General features: G+C 45.5%; 16 protein-coding genes. 14 read left to right on the top strand and 2 right to left on the bottom strand.

Translation table 11 applies throughout. The features are described 5' to 3' along the window. Positions 1–15 precede the first annotated feature (15 nt). Complete coding sequence (locus BM358_RS12640) at positions 16–504, top strand: DinB family protein (protein ID WP_028540963.1); 489 nt, start codon at positions 16–18, stop codon at positions 502–504. Between the two features lie 81 nt (positions 505–585). On the opposite strand, the gene BM358_RS12645 is transcribed toward BM358_RS12640, so the two are convergent. Beyond that, the gene (locus tag BM358_RS12645) at positions 586–930 is read right to left on the bottom strand and encodes a helix-turn-helix domain-containing protein (protein ID WP_028540962.1); all 345 of its coding nucleotides are present in this window, start codon (positions 928–930) and stop codon (positions 586–588) included. Positions 931–989: 59 nt separating this feature from the next. After that, positions 990–1,337, bottom strand: a complete 348-nt coding sequence (locus BM358_RS12650; RefSeq protein WP_023991113.1) for a helix-turn-helix domain-containing protein — start codon at positions 1,335–1,337, stop codon at positions 990–992. 165 nt (positions 1,338–1,502) lie between these two features. On the opposite strand from BM358_RS12650, the gene BM358_RS12655 reads away from it, so the two are divergent. From BM358_RS12655 to BM358_RS12715, 13 genes are all read left to right on the top strand, one after another. Beyond that, complete coding sequence (locus tag BM358_RS12655) at positions 1,503–2,354, top strand: hypothetical protein (RefSeq protein ID WP_028540961.1); 852 nt, start codon at positions 1,503–1,505, stop codon at positions 2,352–2,354. A 161-nt stretch (positions 2,355–2,515) separates the two neighbouring features. Then, on the top strand, positions 2,516–2,995 hold the full coding sequence (rlmH, locus tag BM358_RS12660) for a 23S rRNA (pseudouridine(1915)-N(3))-methyltransferase RlmH (RefSeq protein ID WP_013312768.1): 480 nt from the start codon (positions 2,516–2,518) through the stop codon (positions 2,993–2,995). 206 nt (positions 2,996–3,201) lie between these two features. Further along, positions 3,202–3,777: a TetR/AcrR family transcriptional regulator gene (locus tag BM358_RS12665; protein ID WP_028540960.1), complete on the top strand. Its 576-nt coding sequence runs from the start codon at positions 3,202–3,204 to the stop codon at positions 3,775–3,777. Positions 3,778–4,113: 336 nt separating this feature from the next. Then, positions 4,114–4,965, top strand: a complete 852-nt coding sequence (locus BM358_RS12670) for an SDR family oxidoreductase (protein WP_028540959.1) — start codon at positions 4,114–4,116, stop codon at positions 4,963–4,965. Between the two features lie 53 nt (positions 4,966–5,018). Further along, positions 5,019–6,110, top strand: coding sequence for an FAD-dependent monooxygenase (locus BM358_RS12675; RefSeq protein ID WP_028540958.1), 1,092 nt, complete (start codon positions 5,019–5,021; stop codon positions 6,108–6,110). 117 nt (positions 6,111–6,227) lie between these two features. Then, positions 6,228–6,551, top strand: a complete 324-nt coding sequence (locus BM358_RS12680; protein ID WP_025720756.1) for a putative quinol monooxygenase — start codon at positions 6,228–6,230, stop codon at positions 6,549–6,551. Between the two features lie 94 nt (positions 6,552–6,645). Next, the gene (csaA, locus tag BM358_RS12685; protein ID WP_028540957.1) at positions 6,646–6,978 is read left to right on the top strand and encodes a chaperone CsaA; all 333 of its coding nucleotides are present in this window, start codon (positions 6,646–6,648) and stop codon (positions 6,976–6,978) included. A 426-nt stretch (positions 6,979–7,404) separates the two neighbouring features. Beyond that, positions 7,405–9,189, top strand: coding sequence for a M3 family oligoendopeptidase (locus BM358_RS12690; protein WP_028540956.1), 1,785 nt, complete (start codon positions 7,405–7,407; stop codon positions 9,187–9,189). A 237-nt stretch (positions 9,190–9,426) separates the two neighbouring features. Next, positions 9,427–12,543, top strand: coding sequence for a DEAD/DEAH box helicase (locus tag BM358_RS12695; protein ID WP_028540955.1), 3,117 nt, complete (start codon positions 9,427–9,429; stop codon positions 12,541–12,543). Positions 12,544–12,769: 226 nt separating this feature from the next. Beyond that, positions 12,770–14,734 carry an elongation factor G gene (locus BM358_RS12700; RefSeq protein ID WP_028540954.1) on the top strand — a complete coding sequence of 655 codons (1,965 nt, stop codon included), beginning with the start codon at positions 12,770–12,772 and terminating at the stop codon, positions 14,732–14,734. 105 nt (positions 14,735–14,839) lie between these two features. Beyond that, positions 14,840–15,400 carry a DUF4303 domain-containing protein gene (locus BM358_RS12705; RefSeq protein WP_028540953.1) on the top strand — a complete coding sequence of 187 codons (561 nt, stop codon included), beginning with the start codon at positions 14,840–14,842 and terminating at the stop codon, positions 15,398–15,400. 141 nt (positions 15,401–15,541) lie between these two features. Further along, complete coding sequence (locus BM358_RS12710; RefSeq protein WP_023991094.1) at positions 15,542–16,069, top strand: hypothetical protein; 528 nt, start codon at positions 15,542–15,544, stop codon at positions 16,067–16,069. 339 nt (positions 16,070–16,408) lie between these two features. Continuing rightward, on the top strand, positions 16,409–17,743 hold the full coding sequence (locus BM358_RS12715) for an SMI1/KNR4 family protein (protein ID WP_023991093.1): 1,335 nt from the start codon (positions 16,409–16,411) through the stop codon (positions 17,741–17,743). Positions 17,744–17,876 lie beyond the last annotated feature (133 nt).

Genomic DNA, 17,876 nt, shown 5'->3' on the forward strand with positions numbered 1-17,876 from the left:
AGGAGAGATGTGAATATGAGTGGAACGCTGCAAGTTCGCGATCATTTGCTGAATGAGCTGGAGACCGGAGTACGGACAGGGGAAGCCTTGATCCGTAAAATACGCCCAGAGGATTGGGGCTTTCGCCCGCAAGACAATTTTCGCTCGCTGCTGGAGTTAGTGCATCACTTTGTGCTTATTCCTGCTTCGGATCTTGCGATAATGCAGGAGAAGTCCGAGGATGAAGTGGGAAGCATTGAAAACAGCCTGTCCGGGGTGGAAGATCCCGAGCGCTTGGCTACGACTTTCAGGCAGAATTTTGAAGCCTATAAGGCTTATATTCTTTCGCTTAGCGAAGACGATTATCTGAATCGTTCAACGAAGGCCTTCTATATGGAGCACGGACATCTACAGGTTCAATGGCAGATTGAGACTGTGACCCATGTGTTCCATCATCGTTCGCAGATTTATAATTATCTGAAGCAACTGGGGCATGAAGTGAGCTTTTTTATGTTGTACGCTTGAGTATTTTTATAAAAGGTTTGGAGGGCACCTGTGCGGTGCTCTTTTTTGGTTTTATTTAAGGCCTTTATAGGGTGGAATGACTTAGTCGAACGCGCGTGATACTTCTTTACTAACTCGTCTGAGAATGCCGATTTGCTCCTCATTCAATCTGCTGGTCAACGCAACAAATTCATCTATTGCCTCTTGCCGAATCATTTCGTCTTTAGTCATATGTTCTTTGGAAAACATCAATTCACTGATAGACACGTTTAAGGCAGTTAACACTTTCTCCAAGGTATCAATCGAAAAGTTTCTTTCGCCACGCTCTACCGATCCAATATATGCATCATCTAATCCTGAAAGTTCCGCAAGTTGTTGCTGTGTTAATCCCTTAGCCTTCCGAATCGTTCTAATTCTTTCTCCAACCGAATTCCGTAATTTTGTCATATTAACCACCTCATAACAAGCTTATGGAAGATGAAGTGTAAAAGTCAGGTAGAAAAGAATTATTCAATTCTTTTTTGTTGTAACTCAACTAAAGCAACAATATTTTTTGTTATAGTAGTAAGAATTTCGAGCTCTGTTGTTTCTCTTGAATTTATGAGTAACATAAGTTCATTTATGATCTGTTTTCGATCCGTATTTTCATCGAATTGAAAAAGTTCAAAGGCTGGAACGTTTAATGCTAGAATTATTTTTTCCAACGTCTCCAATGAAATATTTCGATCTCCACGTTCTACTCCACCAATGTAACTGTAATGAAGCCCTGCTGCTTCTGCCAGTTGTTCCTGTGTCCATCCTTTAGCTTTTCTTAGCTCCCGTATTCGGTTTCCGACACTTTCTGGTAAACTCATGTAATCACCTCCACTTAAGGTTAGAAGAGGAGAGAATATCGTTACAGACCATCTTTTGCAAAATAAACACATATAAAACTGTACTTTTAAGTACTATTTATATTGACCTCCTTTTTCACTTTCTATACAATTGGTTATGAATGGAAATATAAGGAGGAGCTACTCTTGAGAACTTCTATCCTGAAATCACTCAAACCGGACATCATTGTTGAAATGTTAGAGATGGCTGTGGCTTTTGAAAATTGGAAAAAGGTAATGGAGACGGCGGATATTTTGTACCAATGTGTACAGCGCATCTACGAAGAACGGCAGTATCATAAAGCAATGAAATTATCCATCCCGTATGTCAATTTAGAACGTCCATTGGTATATTATTTTGGATTTAGTCACCTGATGTGTGGAATGGCTCATCAGAATCAGGGTGCATATGAACAGGCAAGGGAGTGCATCTATAAGTATGCTGAGCTGGGGTGGATGGAGGATCTAAAGGAAGAAGATAATCAGGTTGTCGAGGAGTTCAGGTTTTTAGCCAAAACTAATTTATATGCAGTAGACATTTTGTCTGGAAATATAGAGCTTGTCGAGGAATACGTAGCCTTTTTGCAGGATAATCTAGAGGAAATATTACCGGGGCTGAATACCGTATTACAGGCAGCGCTTATGTATCATTTGGATGTAGAGGATATTTTACATACGTTTGCAGAGCAGATTGATGAATTCGGGAGTTATGAAGACGCAGAGAACATATCTTACTATTATAGCTACTGCTATCACTTGGCTTTGTACTATCGGGAGTACGATAGATTACAGGATGCAGTGGGACTTACTTTGCAGGCGATGCAACTAGCCGATCAGTCGGGCAAGGATGGTCAATTTAAGAAATGTACAGCATTGTTTGAATCACTGCGTGAGTCAGCGACAGCGGAACAAATCAGTGGATATCAGCAGATGCTAATGCAGAGTCTTGATGAATACGAAACGGATAGACATTTCATTGTGCAGAGCGTAAATGAATGATCCGCTATGATCTGAACAGGGAATATGCTCGTAACAGAGAGGAAATAGATAGGTAAGAGACGTTTCAGGTGCTAAAATAACTATGTTAAGGGTATCTTTTCATGTTAGGGATCGTAAATGCGATTTTACATTATCATTCGACATAGATAGGGGTATGGAATTTGTTTATCCAGCTTATAGGTGTGGGGAAGTTAAAAGAGAAGTATTTGGTCATGGGCATTCAGGAATACGCTAAACGGCTGGGGCCATACATCAAGTTTCAAATGATCGAGGTAGCGGATGAGAAGGCTCCTGACACACTGAGCGAGGCGGAGGTTCGACAGGTCAAGGAGCGAGAGGGCGAGCGTATTCTTGCTCATGTGAAAAGTGAAGCACATGTCATTGTGCTCGCCATCGACGGCAAACTGTGGAGCTCGGAAGAACTCGCAGAGGAATTGGACAAACTTGGCACCTACGGTACAAGCCATGTTGTCTTTGTCATTGGCGGTAGTCATGGCCTCTCTGATGAAGTCCTTCGCCGCGCCCAGCAGAAGCTGAGCTTCGGAAGGATGACTTTGCCACATCAGCTGATGCGATTGGTGCTGGTGGAACAGATTTACCGGGCGGTGAAGATTAATCGGGGTGAACCTTATCACAAGTAGGGCGAACTATATTATTGCGATTTCACTACTAGGTTTGGCTCTGCCAAACCTAAAATATCCACAACAGTAGCTCCATCTCTTCTGTACAATGAGAAAGTTAATCTGAAAGAAAAATGCTCAGTACCTTTTTTGGCTACAGGGATAATGGTCACAGACGTACAACCTTCGTCATGGACATACGAATATAGCACTGCTATAATGGACGTATGAACACATATGACAAAATATTGGCAGCTGCTCTTAAGGTACTCGAAGAGGAGGGTGGAGCCCAATTTTCGACGCGAGCCGTAACTGCGATCGCGCAGGTTACGGCTCCTACACTCTACCACCATTTTGGAAATGCCGATGGACTTCTAAGTGCAGCTATAGTGGAAGCATTCAAACAGTTATTTGAAAGCAAGATTGCCGCAGTGGAGTCCACCATTCCAGAGATGGCTCTTCGTCAAGGATGGGATGACTATGTCCGCTTCGCGGCAGCCCGTCCTCGGATTTATGCGGCGATGATGGGGCGGTTGCTCGAGGGCGCCCATATCGAGGCGGCAGATCATTCGTACCAAGCACTAGTGCAAAATATTCAGGGAGTCGCCGCCGAAGGCAAACTGGCTGTGTCAGCCCAGGCTGCGGCAGATCTGGTCTGGGCTTCCGCCAATACGGCCTCTTGGCTCTATGTGACGGCCCAGATTCGTAAGGCACCCCCACCCCAACCCGACGTCGTTGATCTCATTCGGGAAAGCGTAATGCAGATCATTTTGATCCAAAGGCCGAACGCCGATTCAAAATGAGGGATTTGATGACAGAGCCTGGAGACTCCAGGCAAAGCCCCAATTTAGAAGACGCATAAGAAAGATCGCCTATCCAACCTGGACCTCCAGAGGATGGCGATCTTTTTATGTTTGGAGGATGCGAGCATTAGTTCTCTTGGATTGTGTTGTGTGATAAGTGAAATGTGGTAAGCCGAGTGCATCACGCAACACCCACTAAAACGATGTTCAGACCGCAGGGCAACACTTTAGAAAATATATAGCACCGCTATATACAACTTTGTATAGCGGTGCTATAATACCAGTATAGCGGTGCTATATCGTGATCCATATCTTATCAAACCTAGGAGGGTTACTATGTCATTCAAAACTCAAGAACTGGTCGTCGTCACAGGTACGTCCAGCGGTATCGGTAGGGCTACCGCGGAGCAGCTCGCCGCTGACGGATTTCACGTATTGGCGGGGGTTCGTCGTCAGGAAGACGCCGACAAAATCAAACGCAAAAATATCGAGCCGGTGATCGTCGATGTTACCAATATCGACACACTAAAGACGCTGGCCGAACGGGTGGAGAAAGATCCGCTTGGTCGCCCTTTGCGGGCAGTGGTTAACAATGCCGGCATCGCCGTTAATGCGCCTCTCGAGATGGTTCCGCTTGATGAATTGCGCCGCCAGATCGAAGTCAGCGTGATCGGACAGGTCGCGGTTATTCAGGCACTCACCCCGGCGTTATTGAACAGCGGCGGACGCGTGGTCAATATCGGCTCCGTTGGCGGCAAGGTCTCCATGCCCGGATTCGGAATTTACTCGGCTGCGAAGTATGCGATGGAAGCGATCAATGACAGTCTCCGCAGGGAGATGTCCTCGTTTGGCCTCAAGGTAATCATGATCACTCCGGGTGGCGTCAGCACTGGCCTGTCGGAGCACGGGATTACGACAGCGGAGCGGCTGGCCAAGTTGATGACGCCGGACCAGCACCGACGCCATGATCGTCTTTTTGACGCCGTGAAGGCTCAGGCTGAAACGTGGGCAACGGACGGTATCCGCCCTGAGAAAGTGGCAGCAGTGATTTCACGCGCAATCCACGAAAGAAAGCCACGCACCCGCTATACGGTCGGTCGCGATTCGGCACTGCTGACCCGACTGGTCCGCATTCTCCCAGACAAACTCCTCGACCGGATGCTCCGCAGCCAGATGAAGCTGCAGTAACGGGCAGTTTCACGAATCCTCTTGGACAGAAAGCTAAAATGGGGGAATGAAATATGCCACAAAACAAGTTTGAACATGCCATTATTGTAGGTGGATCTTTAGGTGGTCTAATGATGGGGCTTGCGTTATCCCGTTCTGGTTATACAGTTACCATTCTTGAACGTGCAGATTCATCATTAAGAAATGGTGCTTTTATTCGTTTACAAACAAAGCCTTATAGTAATAGTGAAATTGAACGAGAATTAAGACACTTGGCATCCAATGGTAACAACAATGTTGAAGCCTGGTCAGCCATTCAAGAACGTTTGCGCAATGCGGTTGCTAAAGAACCTGGTATTACCCTTCAGCACAATACACGAATTGTTAGTGTTGGGCAAAATGAATCATCTGCTTGGGCTACCAGTGATGATGAGCAGACGTTTAAAGGTGACTTTTTGATTGGCGCAGATGGATATCGCAGTATTGTCCGCCGCTATTTAAACCCTGACAAACCATTTGCAGATTATGCTGGCTATCTGGTGTGGGTAGGGAAGGTGGACGAAGAACTGCTGCCAAAGAAAGACTGGAAAAAACGGCAACTTTCGAGCGCTTATTTCAACAATAGTGCTGCCGGTACACTGACAACTGCGGTGATGCCAGGTATAGAGGGGGGGACCAATCCTGGCCAGCGATGGATAGGTTTTTGCTGGTTTGATCATTCGCATAATCAATTGCTGTCTGAGTTAGGGGTGTTAAAGGACGGGGTTGCCCAGCATTCCTTATACGGTGGAGATATTCCGGATTCGCTACTGGGAGAACTATCACAAACCAGCCAAGCAAATTGGAATAAAGAAGATGATGCAATTTTGCAAATCGCGATTAAGGACCGCAGTTTAATCGGGGCACCTGTTAATGAATACATCCCTAATATATTGTCAAAAGGAAGAATAGCCATGATCGGCGATGCAGCTCATACCATGTCACCAATGACTGGCGCAGGCTTTAATGACTCACTTGATGATACGGTTGCCATTATGGACTCCATTAAACAGTATCCGAATTCGATAACAAAAGCTTTGGGTGAATACCAAACACGTCGTTTAGATGTGGTTCGTCAAGATGTTCTTGGGGGCCAAGGCTTTAATCGTTCTTTTGGACGATTATAACAGCATTAAACTAAGCCATTGATACACTGGAATTTCAAGCATAAACGGGGAATTCCCCCATTTGAGAAAACGGTAAAGCAAAAAATACGAAGTATTTATAAATTAGGAGGAATTAGTATGAACGATACAAAGAACCCTTACGTTACTGTACTCTGGGAGGCGAGAGCTAAGGCAGGGAGAGAAGCCGAGATGAAGGCATTCATGACTGCTGCTGTCACCCCGTCGCGCAACGACCTGGGCAACATTGACTACGAGGCTCACGAGGTAGAAGGCCAGCCTGGCACATTCATCATCTACGAGCGCTGGGAAAACCGGGATGCCCTCGATCGGCACCTGAGCGCCCCCCGGATGCAGGAACTGGTGCCCCAGCTCTTAGAACTGATGGAGGGATCCATAGAGGAAGGGATTCGACTCCTGCAGCCGTTCCGCCCAGCGCAGTAAAACGCAACAGCGAGCGGAACTCATTAAGTTCTGCCGGAAAGCGTGAGAGATATTTTCGTGAGCGGTTAAAGACTTTAGTGGAGGAGGCAAAACGTTGGCAACGATCGATGATTTTGCAGCACTAGATATTCGTGTCGGAACGATTAAGGAAGCGGAGTTTTTTGAAGAAGCAAAGATTCCTGCGATAAAGCTTAAGATTGATTTTGGACCGGAGATCGGGATGAAATCCTCAAGCGCACAAATAACTAAGCGGTATAAGGCTGAAGAATTGGTAGGGAAGCAAATTATAGCGATCGTTAATTTTCCTCCTCGGCGTATTGCAGGATTCAAATCGGAGGTATTAGTTTTGGGAGGCGTTCCGGAAAAAGGAGATGTTATTCTATTAAAGCCGGATACTGAAATACCCAATGGTACTCCTATTGCGTAAGCTATTGCAGTAAGCTTGAACAGAAAAGAGGATGTACGCTTACGAATTCTCGGATTGGGGCCGCCGACCAAGTGCGCTGAATGCGACGAGAATGCGGAGTACCTGATGGTCTGACCATCACCGCATAGGGGTATGAATAAGATAAAATGAGACGAGTCCTGCGGATGCGGGGCTTTTTGGTGTGAGTGAAGAAGAAGATTGGTCAGCGACTTATCACATATTAGGGAATAAGTGGGCGTGTTATACTTGACATTAACTTTGCTTAACATAGTACCGGAAGAGGTGGAAACATGTAAGTCTTAGCCGCAGAATACAATATTCGAATTATCCCAATAAGATATAACGCAGCCTGCTATACGTCCGATATGGCCGGTTGCCGGGATACGTATAGCATCGCTTGTGTTTACGATAAGGAGATTAACGGCGATGAACTTAACATGGGACTTGGAGAGTCTGTATTCCTCATTCCAGTCGGAGAAATATCAAAAGGATTATAAACATGCAGCAGAGCTTGCAGATGAACTTGGTGCGAGGGCAAAGCTTCATTTACACACTCAAGAGAAGGCTGCGATTCTAACGGAAGATTTTCTTAGGCAATATAATGCATTCAGGAGCGTGTATCTGTGCTTATTCAGCTATGCAGAACTGGTATTCAGCATTGACAACGGGAATATAGAAGCAGCAAATCAGATGGATGTATTGGAAGAAATGGCCGCGGGTTCCGAAGAAGCTCTAGCAAGTTTCAGCAAATGGCTGGCAGGCATGAGTGAGGAAGAGCTTGATACTATTATTGGATCGGGTGAGTATGTGGGTCGGCATGCTTTTTATTTGCGTCAGCTGCAGCAGCAGTCAAGGTATTTGCTCAGTGAAGAAGCTGAGGCGGTCATTGCCCGGATGCAGCTTACCGGCGCCAAAGCGTGGGAGAGGCTGTACATGAAGATACAGTCTACCTTGCGTGTAGAGGTGGAGATGAAAGGGGCAGCGCATCAGCTGTCTTTGACGGAGCTGCGCAATCTGGTGTACGACCATGATTCTCAGGTTAGGCAGGCTGCATATGAAGCGGAAGCCAAGGCTTGCCGCAGTGTTGCCGAACAGAGTGCAGCTTGTCTTAATGCGGTGTGTGGAGAGGCGATAGGAATCTATGAGCTAAGAGGGTACAAATCGCCGCTGCATAAAGTACTGGAGACCTCACGTATGGATCAGGAGACGCTGGAAGCAATGCTGCAAGCGATTAAGGAGAGCCTGCCTGCCTTTCATCAGTATTATCTTCACAAAGCAAAGCTTCTGGGCCACGCAGGACCGCTCCCTTTCCATGATATCTTTGCTCCGGTTGGCGAGGATTCTTCCGTCAAAATTAGCTACCCGGAGGCACAAGAGCTTATTGTTGCCGGGTTTAACTCGTTCAGTACAGAACTGGGTGCGTTCGCCCGCAAGGTGTTCATCTCCAGATGGATCGATGCGGAGTCACGGGCAGGAAAAGGGAACTTTGGCATGTGCATTGATATCGCACCAATCCAAGAGAGCCGGATTATAACCAGCTTCACCGGGAGCTATATGGATGTTGGTGTACTGGCGCATGAGATTGGTCATGCCTACCATAGCAGCTGTCTTGCCGGAAAGACTATGGTCAATATAGATTATCCGATTCCGATTGCCGAGACGGCGTCGATCTTTTGTGAGGGTCTGATTAATCAAGAGTTACTGCTGAGTGCATCGGAAGGAGAAGTCTTGCCGATCCTGGAGCGGAGCCTCTCGGATGCCGGTTATTATATCGTTGATTTCTATGCCCGTTATCTGTTTGAAAGCCAGCTTTATGAGCATAGGAAATCAGGCTCGCTAACGGTGGAAGAACTGAACAGCCTGATGCAGGATGCCATGTCTGCGGCCTATGGAAGCAGTATTGACCCGGATTCTATTCATTCCTACCAGTGGGTTAGCAAGGCTGGTTATTATATGACAGGCAATGAGTTTCTGAATTTCCCGTATTCGTTCGGGCTGTTGTTCTCTAAAGGGCTATTCGCGCAGTATAAGAAACGTGAAGGCGGATTCGCCGAGCAATTTCAAGCCTTCCTGGCCGCCAGCAGTACCACCATGGTTGCAGATGCCGGGCAGTTAATGGGTATCGATGTGCGTTCACCAGAGTTCTGGAGAGATGCGCTGGCCTTGATTGGGGAAGATATTCAGCGCTTCGTTGGGCGTTCTGAAAAATAATACAACAGGAAATGATAAGCATTTAGTAAACCTGCACATGCACAATGTCATTAAGATTAACTCAAAGACAGAGCTGGAATAAGAATGGAATACAATACACTGTTAAAAGCAGTGAAATCTTATATAATTGAATGGTACATTGGTAAGCTCTCTAAGTTGGGGAGCTTTTCTTTTTGTCTTTAGATGACAGGGTGAGAGCTTTATAATAGTAATTACAGATGATAATGGGGGAGACTCATGAATAAACGGCAAGATATCTTAAATGCTTGGATTACGATCGAGCAGTTATCCGAAGGTTCTATTAATAAAAAAGACAAATCGCTAAAGCTCATACATACAATGGAAGAGGATTGGAATCAGTTTTTTTCAGACTTTTTAATGAAGCAAAAAAAACAACAAGATGTATCAGATAAGTTCTTTAAGAAATCGGGCTTAGCATTATATTTCGATATTTTCGATTTTCAAGAAGTTGTTGAACTATTGAGGGAGAAATACAAGATTGCTAAAACCTACGAGGAAGTTAGTAAATCTGACAAATTCACCTTCTCTATCTATTTTGATAACGAATTGAATTTTCTAGCAGACAAATTGTTTTATACAATGAGTGGTTATATCCGCCAACATGGTGAATTACCGAAAGATTTTTTGAAAGTTGAAAACGTATTTAGAGAAGATTTGAACAGCAAATTTGAAGAAGGTTTTCATACCACCATCTCTGAGCTTTTTCATAAATATCATATTTCCGCAGGAAATTTCCGCTATGCATTTGTGAAAAACCTGGATAACGGAGATGTAAATCTACATTCGTTCTTTATTGAAGATCTGAACAAAGCAAAGACAATCACTAATAAAAATTTGGATCGATATTTTAATGGCTTTTCGGGACATAGGCACAATCTGGATGGCAATAAAGAGTCCGTTCATTTTAACCCCCGAATTTTCGAGACAACTATTTTACAACCTAAGTTCTATCCGCTCGGGCGGTTCCCAAGTAATCCTGGTTTCGCGCTTTCATTTATGCAGCAGGTTTCGGTGAATCTAGCTTTAAATGATAAAAATGATATTCGTAGTGTCAATGGCCCGCCAGGAACAGGGAAAACAACACTGTTAAAAGATATTTTTGCTGATTTAGTCGTACAACAGGCAGCGGAAATTGTGCAGCTTTCTGATAAAAGGATTAAAGGGAGTCTGGTTTATTGGAAAGATTTTAAGCTTGGTGTTTTACCACATTCCATTTCAGATAAAAACATTGTTGTTGCAAGTTCAAACAATGGGGCGGTCCAAAATATTGTTAAGGAGTTACCAAAGAAAGAAACGATTGCGGGCGATTTTCAAAAGCTACTAGATGAAGCAGATTATTTTAAAGAGGTTTCCAATTCTAAATTAACCGGTGAAGGTTTTGGACAGAATCGCGAGATTAAAAGTGAGTTTTTACATGAGGAAAATTGGGGTGTGTTCTCGTTAGAGGGCGGCGCGTCAACAAACATGAACAAGTTACTTTTAACCATTGAAGCAATCGAAAAAGATTTAGAGGATCATGATCAAGCGAATAGAGGTGAAAGTGTATATCAAGAATTCTCCCGTCTGTATGCTGAATTAAAAATCGAAAGAGATAAAATGCAAGACTATAGCGAGAAAATGTATGCTCTTCGAAAATTAAAAACCAAGCATAAAGAGCAAATGTCTATATTTGAACAAGAAGAAAAAAAGAAACGAACAGATTTAATCTCACAGGAAGAAGAAGCGAGACGTGAACTAGAAAGACTGGGACAAGAAATTGAAAATCTCCAAGAGGATTGGTCAAATGCTTCTGTTGAGATAGAAAACCTAATTGATCTACAAGCTCAAGTTAAAAGGAATTATGACGTAGTTACTTCTCAAAAGCCAAGTTTTTTGTGGCTTCAGAAAATATTTAATAAGGCAAAAGTTGAGCAGTACTTCAAAGATCTGAATAATGCGAATAATCATTTAAATGATCTATCTAAACAAAAAACGAAATGGTTAAATGACCGTAGGCGACTCGAAAATAGGTTAAGGGAAAATGTTGCGAAAAGTGAGTATGTTCAAAAACAAACTCAGGACACAAGAGCTAACTTCGATCGATGGATGATCAAACAACAAAATGGTTTTAAAAAAGTGGAACGAGAAATTGTATTGTTAGAAAAACTCAAGTATCAAAGTGGCATTAAGGAACCAGATTTTTCACAATCGTATGATGAGCTACAAAAGTCTAATCCATGGTTTACAGTGAAATTCCGTAAATTACAATCAGAGCTATTTATTTCAGCTTTAAAAGTTAGAAAGCAATTTATGTATGAAAACAGAAGGAATTTAAAAGCCGCGAGAAATATTTGGAATAGGCAGTCTGAATACTTGGGAAAAGAGAATGGACAGCAGCTAATTTCAGAATCATGGAATTGGTTGAATTTCACGATCCCCGTTGTCAGCACTACTTTTGCTAGTTTTGGTCGAATGTTTAAAAATCTTAATGAAGATTCAATAGGTAATCTGTTTATAGACGAGGCGGGTCAAGCACTGCCACAAGCTAGTGTTGGTGCCATTTTTAGAAGTAAAAAGGTTATGGTCGTTGGGGATCCATCACAAATAAAACCCGTAATGACGCTAGGTTCAAATGTTTTAACCTTAATTGGAAGACACTATGAAGTCGATGAGAAATTTGTTTCTGCTGATGCGTCTACTCAAACCATTGTGGATGCCACAAGTCAGTATGGTTTCCAAAAAAATGAGGATGAATGGATTGGCATACCCCTTTGGGTACACAGACGCTCGAACTATCCGATGTTTACGATTTCAAATGAAATTTCGTATGAGGGGTTGATGGTACAAGGTAAATCAGCAGATGAGGCACAAGGGAAATCACAATGGTATGATTCAACCGGTAAAGCAAATGACAAATTTGTTAAGGAACAAGCTGACTTATTGAAAAAAATGATTGATAAACGTTTGCAGGAAGATCCGGATTTAGCGGATGAAATCTATGTGATCACCCCATTTAGAAATGTGGCTTATAAGCTTGCCCAGGTTTTAGATGAAATTAAATTCACAAAACGAGAAAACGGGAAGACAACGAATATTGGTACAGTTCATACTTTTCAAGGGAAAGAAGCCAAGGTCGTCTACTTTGTTCTTGGAGCGGACTCTGATAGCAGTGGGGCAGCAAGATGGGCTGTCTCTGATTCCAATATGATGAATGTTGCAGCGACGCGAGCTAAAGAAGAATTTTATGTGATTGGCGATAAGAAATTGTATGCCTCACTCGGTAGTGAAGTGGCAAATAAAACGATGTCAATTATTGACGACTATAACAATAATAAGGTCGGGAATGATGGTTAGGCGAAGTTCTCCAAGTTGGAGTAGATTCGAAGGGGAGTTTCCTTTAATAGTATATTAATTATATTTTAATCTGGAGAAATCACTCAACATAAATGTAACTCGTTGCCTTTATCCTCTGTCTATGAAAAAAGATCCTATCTCAAAACCCAACTCCTACCCGCTCTCCCGATTTCTATGCTTTAATAAAATGAGCAGTATCAACAAGAAGCGTTGAAAGTGGGATTCTATGAAGCGATTAACGATTGGCCTGTTCGCCCATGTGGATGCAGGTAAGACAACTTTTGCGGAACAGCTGCTGTACCATACGAACAGTATCCGGTCGCGGGGGCGGGTGGATCATCAGGATGCGTTTCTAGACAGCCACGACATCGAGCGGGCAAGGGGTATTACGGTGTTCGCAGATCAGGCGTTAATAGAATATAAAGGAGACAGCTATTATTTAATAGACACGCCCGGACACGTCGATTTCTCCCCGGAGATGGAGCGTGCGATTCAGGTCATTGATTATGCCATCCTGATTGTAAGCGCAGTTGAAGGTGTCCAGGGCCATACGGAGACGGTGTGGCAGCTGCTGCGCAAGCATCGGATTCCGACGTTCTTCTTTATCAACAAGACGGATCGGATCGGTGCGGATGCAGGCAGAACCGAGGCGGATATCCGTCAGCAGTTGACGGGGGAAGTATGCTGCATTACACAGAGCTTCACTGACGGCATAGTCGGCGAGCCGCTGCGGGAGGCCATGGCAGAGCGGGACGAAGCCTTGCTGGAAGCATTCCTGGAGGGGAGGGAGGATTCCGGCTTCTGGCAGGAGGCCTTGCAGAGGATGATAGCGGCGGGTCTTCTCTTCCCCTGTGCTTACGGCTCTGCGCTTCAGGATACAGGCGTCATTGAATTTCTGAATCAGCTGCATCTGCTGACGACAACCACTTATGACGAGAATGCTTCGTTCCAGGGGCGGGTTTATAAAATTCGGCACGATGCAGGCGGAGCGAGACTCACGTTCATTAAGGCGCTGGGTGGTCGGCTGAAGGTGAGAGAACAGCTTAGTTACGAGAGCGGCGGAGTTCAATATGACGAAAAAGTTACGCGGCTCTTCTTGTTTAACGGCCTTAAATCGCAGCCGGTGGAACAAGTGGAAGCTGGCGATTTGTTTGCGGTTGCCGGCTTGTCCGCCGCCGGGGCCGGACAAGGCCTGGGGTCAATATCGGACAAGTTAGCTTACGATTCGGAGCCGACGTTACAATCGAAGGTATTATTCGATAATTCGATACACGTACAGAAGGTGCTCGGTGCTTTTCGCACGCTGGAGGCGGAGGAGCCGTCTCTGAACGTCGTTTGGGATGAGAAATTGCAGGAGATTTCTATCCGCGTCATGGGATTGATTCAACTGGAAGTGCTGGAGCAGCTTGTTAGAGAGCGGTTTGGCTTTGCTATCTCTTTTGGACAACCAGAAATCTTGTATAAGGAAACGATTCAATCGGCTGTGAAAGGGTACGGCCACTTCGAACCGCTCAGGCATTATGCGGAAGTGCATTTGCTGATTGAACCGGGAGAAAGGGGCAACGGCATCCTGTTCGATAGCAGATGTCATGCTGATGATCTGAATGTCAGCTATCAGAATCTGATTCGGAATCATCTCTATGAACGGGAGCATCACGGACTGCTGACCGGCATGCCAGTCACCGACGTAAACATTACGCTGCTGAGGGGCCGCGCGCATAAAGAACATACCCATGGTGGCGATTTTCGTGAGGCTGCCTTTCGAGCACTACGGCAGGGTCTGGAGAAGGCCGACAACGTGCTGCTGGAGCCCTATTACGATTTCAAAATCAAGGTCGCTATCGATGAAATGGGTAGGGTGCTGTCCGATATTCAGCGTGCTTCGGGTATTTTTAATCCACCGCAAACAACCGGAACGCAAGCGGTGGTCACGGGCAGGGTGCCCGTGTCGACTTTCATGAACTACAGTACCGAATTTGCATCCTTTACGCATGGACGAGGCAGTATCCGCTGCGTGTTCAGCGGCTACGACCGCTGCCATAATACGGAGGAAGTCATAGAGCGGATGGGCTACCGCAAAGAGGCAGACCCACTGTATACATCCTCCTCTATCTTTTGCGCCAAAGGGGCGGGTTACTCGGTGCCATGGGATGAGGCGGAAGCCAAGATGCACCTTGAATTAGAACCTTAATCGCACACATTTCCAGGATTCAGGCGAAAAGTAGGTAGATTTAGGACGAACAATTTTTATAATGGAAATAAGATATATATTTTATAGGGCTAAGGGGCGATTGTCATGGAACCGACGCATGAAATACAGGCGCTGGCGGCAGAAATTGCTGATGTGGCTAGGACGTCCTTTCGCACTCTTTTTGAAAATGGTGAACGTTACTATTACTGCACGCTATTCACTTCTGGAGAGGGACATGCGCCAAGCATCTCCGCCTGGTCATGGGAGGCCTTGGAGAGGGAAGCGGTCAGGCAAGGAGACGAAAGCGACACGCCGGGATCAACGATTGCGGAACTCATTAAATGGTCCTATGCCGATTCACCCTATTGTTGTTTCAGGGATGAAAACTTCGATGAGGTTAAACAATTGTTTATGGAGCGTCCTTCTATTGCGGAGCTTGAGGCTGACGAAAGGAATCGTGAGTTTGATTCGAGGCTGAAGGCAATGGAGCTGGCGATGAAAACGCTCGATGATGAAGGCGTGTTTGCCTTGAATCAACCGCGAGAGGCTGTATGTGTCCTTGTCGAGGTTATGCCGCCGGATGAGATCAATACGGAAATCGCCCTACGTTTGAATCGGGTGGAGTCTCCGGCTATGCAAGCATGGCTGGCAGAAGCGGCGGAGTAAGGGCATTCGCGTTTCTTGAGGGAGAGTTGTAAAATGCCTAATCATCAAGCGGTTTTTGGCGTGCGTATGTCCCATTCGCACAAGCAGGCAGCCCGCCCCTGGCGTAAACTGAATTATAATCAGTGAGCGAGGTGAACTTCCATGGCACAATCGAAAGAGATGCGTGCACGGGCTAAGAAGTTTCAGGGCCGTCCGGTCTGTGTCACCCTGCACAGCGGAGAGATTTACGTCGGCTACATCACCGACGTTAATTACGGCGGGTTGGTACTTGCCAGCGCCGGAGTCCCCCCACGCGCTTCTTCCGGGAAGCAAGACTCCCGATCTCTCAAACGCAGAGCTGGTGCGCATGCTCCGGGCGTCCGTCTCGGCAACCGGAAAGGCGGCGCGCGCAAGCCGTCTGGCCGTTCGCGCTCCCGCAAGCCGGACGCCAAGGTGTCGGCATTCCTGCCGATGATGGGCTCGCTGTTAGGCGGCCTTGGCGGCTCCACTGCGGGCGCAGGAGGGCTTGGCGGTATGCTCGGCGGCGGCCTGCGGCTGTTCGGCATGATCCAGAAGTTTGTCCCGGTCGTGAAGATGGGCTACGGTATGATCAAATCCATTCGCCCGTTTCTCGGCGCCGTTAAAGGCTTGATGCCCCCGGCCAGTCCGGCCACGCCGGATAACGAATAATCGTGTCCCTGTGAACTTTAAGCCCCCATTGAGTGGTCAAAGGGGGCTAGCCCACACCATCACTTTCTAACAAGAATAAAAATGATCACGTTCTTTGTCATTAAATTTGCCAAGTTTCCGTATCCTAACAAATTCGTGTTGGCCCCATATGGATTCCTTTCATATGCATTTTTTGTATGGTAATCTAAGGTGGTCCAGGGGACCTTAAGAGAAGCTACAATGAAAGATTAATTAAAGATACATATCATTTTAAAGAGGTACGACCCATAGAAAAAATAATAAAATTGCTGGATAAGCAAACAAAGGAAACCTGGCTATGGTCAACAGGAGGGTTCAAATATGTGGTTTGGGAAGAAAGAAACGCAACTAGATCGGATAAAAAACAAACTGAGTCAAGCCATGCGCAAAGACGCCGATTTCTCGGTGTTTGGAGCATCCTCACATCAATATAGGGTTAAAGAGAAGCTTACAGCAAAAGAGCTGGCGGACTGGCAAGCCCACAATCAGGTCACACTTCCTGAGCCTTACGCGCAATTTTTAACGAAAATCGGCAACGGTGGCGCTGGCCCCTACTATGGAATCTATTCAATTGAAAAGGCAGCTTCCTATACCGAGCGCCAGGCACTCCTTGCCAAATCCGTTCTGCATCCCGGGATGACGAAAGAGGAATGGAACCATCTGATTGAGCCCCTGACCAAGGATGAGGACATTCCCGATGAGGAATACGACGAAGCCTGTAATAAGGTGCTGGGCGGCATGTTGTGCATAGGCACCCAAGGCTGCGAATACGACATGTATCTTGTACTTGAAGGGAAATACAGGGGGAGAATTGTGTACACCTCCGATTTTCATCCCGATCATCCTTTTTTCTTTGTCTATGAAGACAGCTTTCTGGACTGGTACGAGCGCTGGCTGGATGAAATTATTCTGGATTATGATATCGGGTGGTTTGGTAGTCGAATGCCGGGTGATGAGAATGCGCTGATCCAGATTTATCAGAGCGCTCCAAACGAAGAAATCCAAGCCAAAGCGCTTGATGGAATGTTCAAGTTTAAGAAAGTCTCTCAGCCAACCCTTGCTTTTTTGAAAAATATTGCGGAGCAAAGCCCAAAAAATCGGACCACAGCCATTTGGCTCATCTGCAAAACTTCTTTTGACACGGGTAGGAAATATCTTCTGGAGCTGTTGCAATCGGATAAACATGAGGATTTTCTGCAAGCTTTACAGATTCTGCATGCTTCCAGTAAAACTGTGAATTTAACAGAGTTTATTCCAGTGATCTTGCAAAGGCTTGACAGGATTCACGACCCGGAAACGTTGCGTTATGCAGGGTATATCTTGGAGGATTACGGTGCGATTACTCTCCAGAACTTTGCGCCTTTCTTGTGTCACGCTGACCCGAAAATGCAAACCACTGCCATCTATGCCGCGCGCAGTTGCGAAAACAAGCTGGGAAGCTGGCAGATTATTGAACAGATGTTGATGGGGGGCGGCCCGCAGGTTCTGAATAACTTAATTTTATACTGGGGCATTATCCCACATGAGAAGTTGCTGCCTTACTATAAGGCGGTATGGCCGCAATATAAAAGCAATCCGAATTTCAGAGAAAAATTTATCGGTTGTTTGCGAGAACTGCATTTGCCAGATGATTATTTCGACAAAGACGAATCGTGAAGAAGGTGTACATGAACCACCCCAAGGTTGTCTCCTCCATTCATACAGAGGTTTTGTTTTCCATAAGCATGAATAAGAATGTGGACTAAATGCTAATGCTTGATAGAATATCATTCTATATTGTTGTATTCAG

It is taken from the genome of Paenibacillus sp. cl130, from assembly GCF_900116035.1.
GTDB classification, from domain to species: Bacteria; Bacillota; Bacilli; order Paenibacillales; family Paenibacillaceae; genus Paenibacillus; species Paenibacillus polymyxa_B.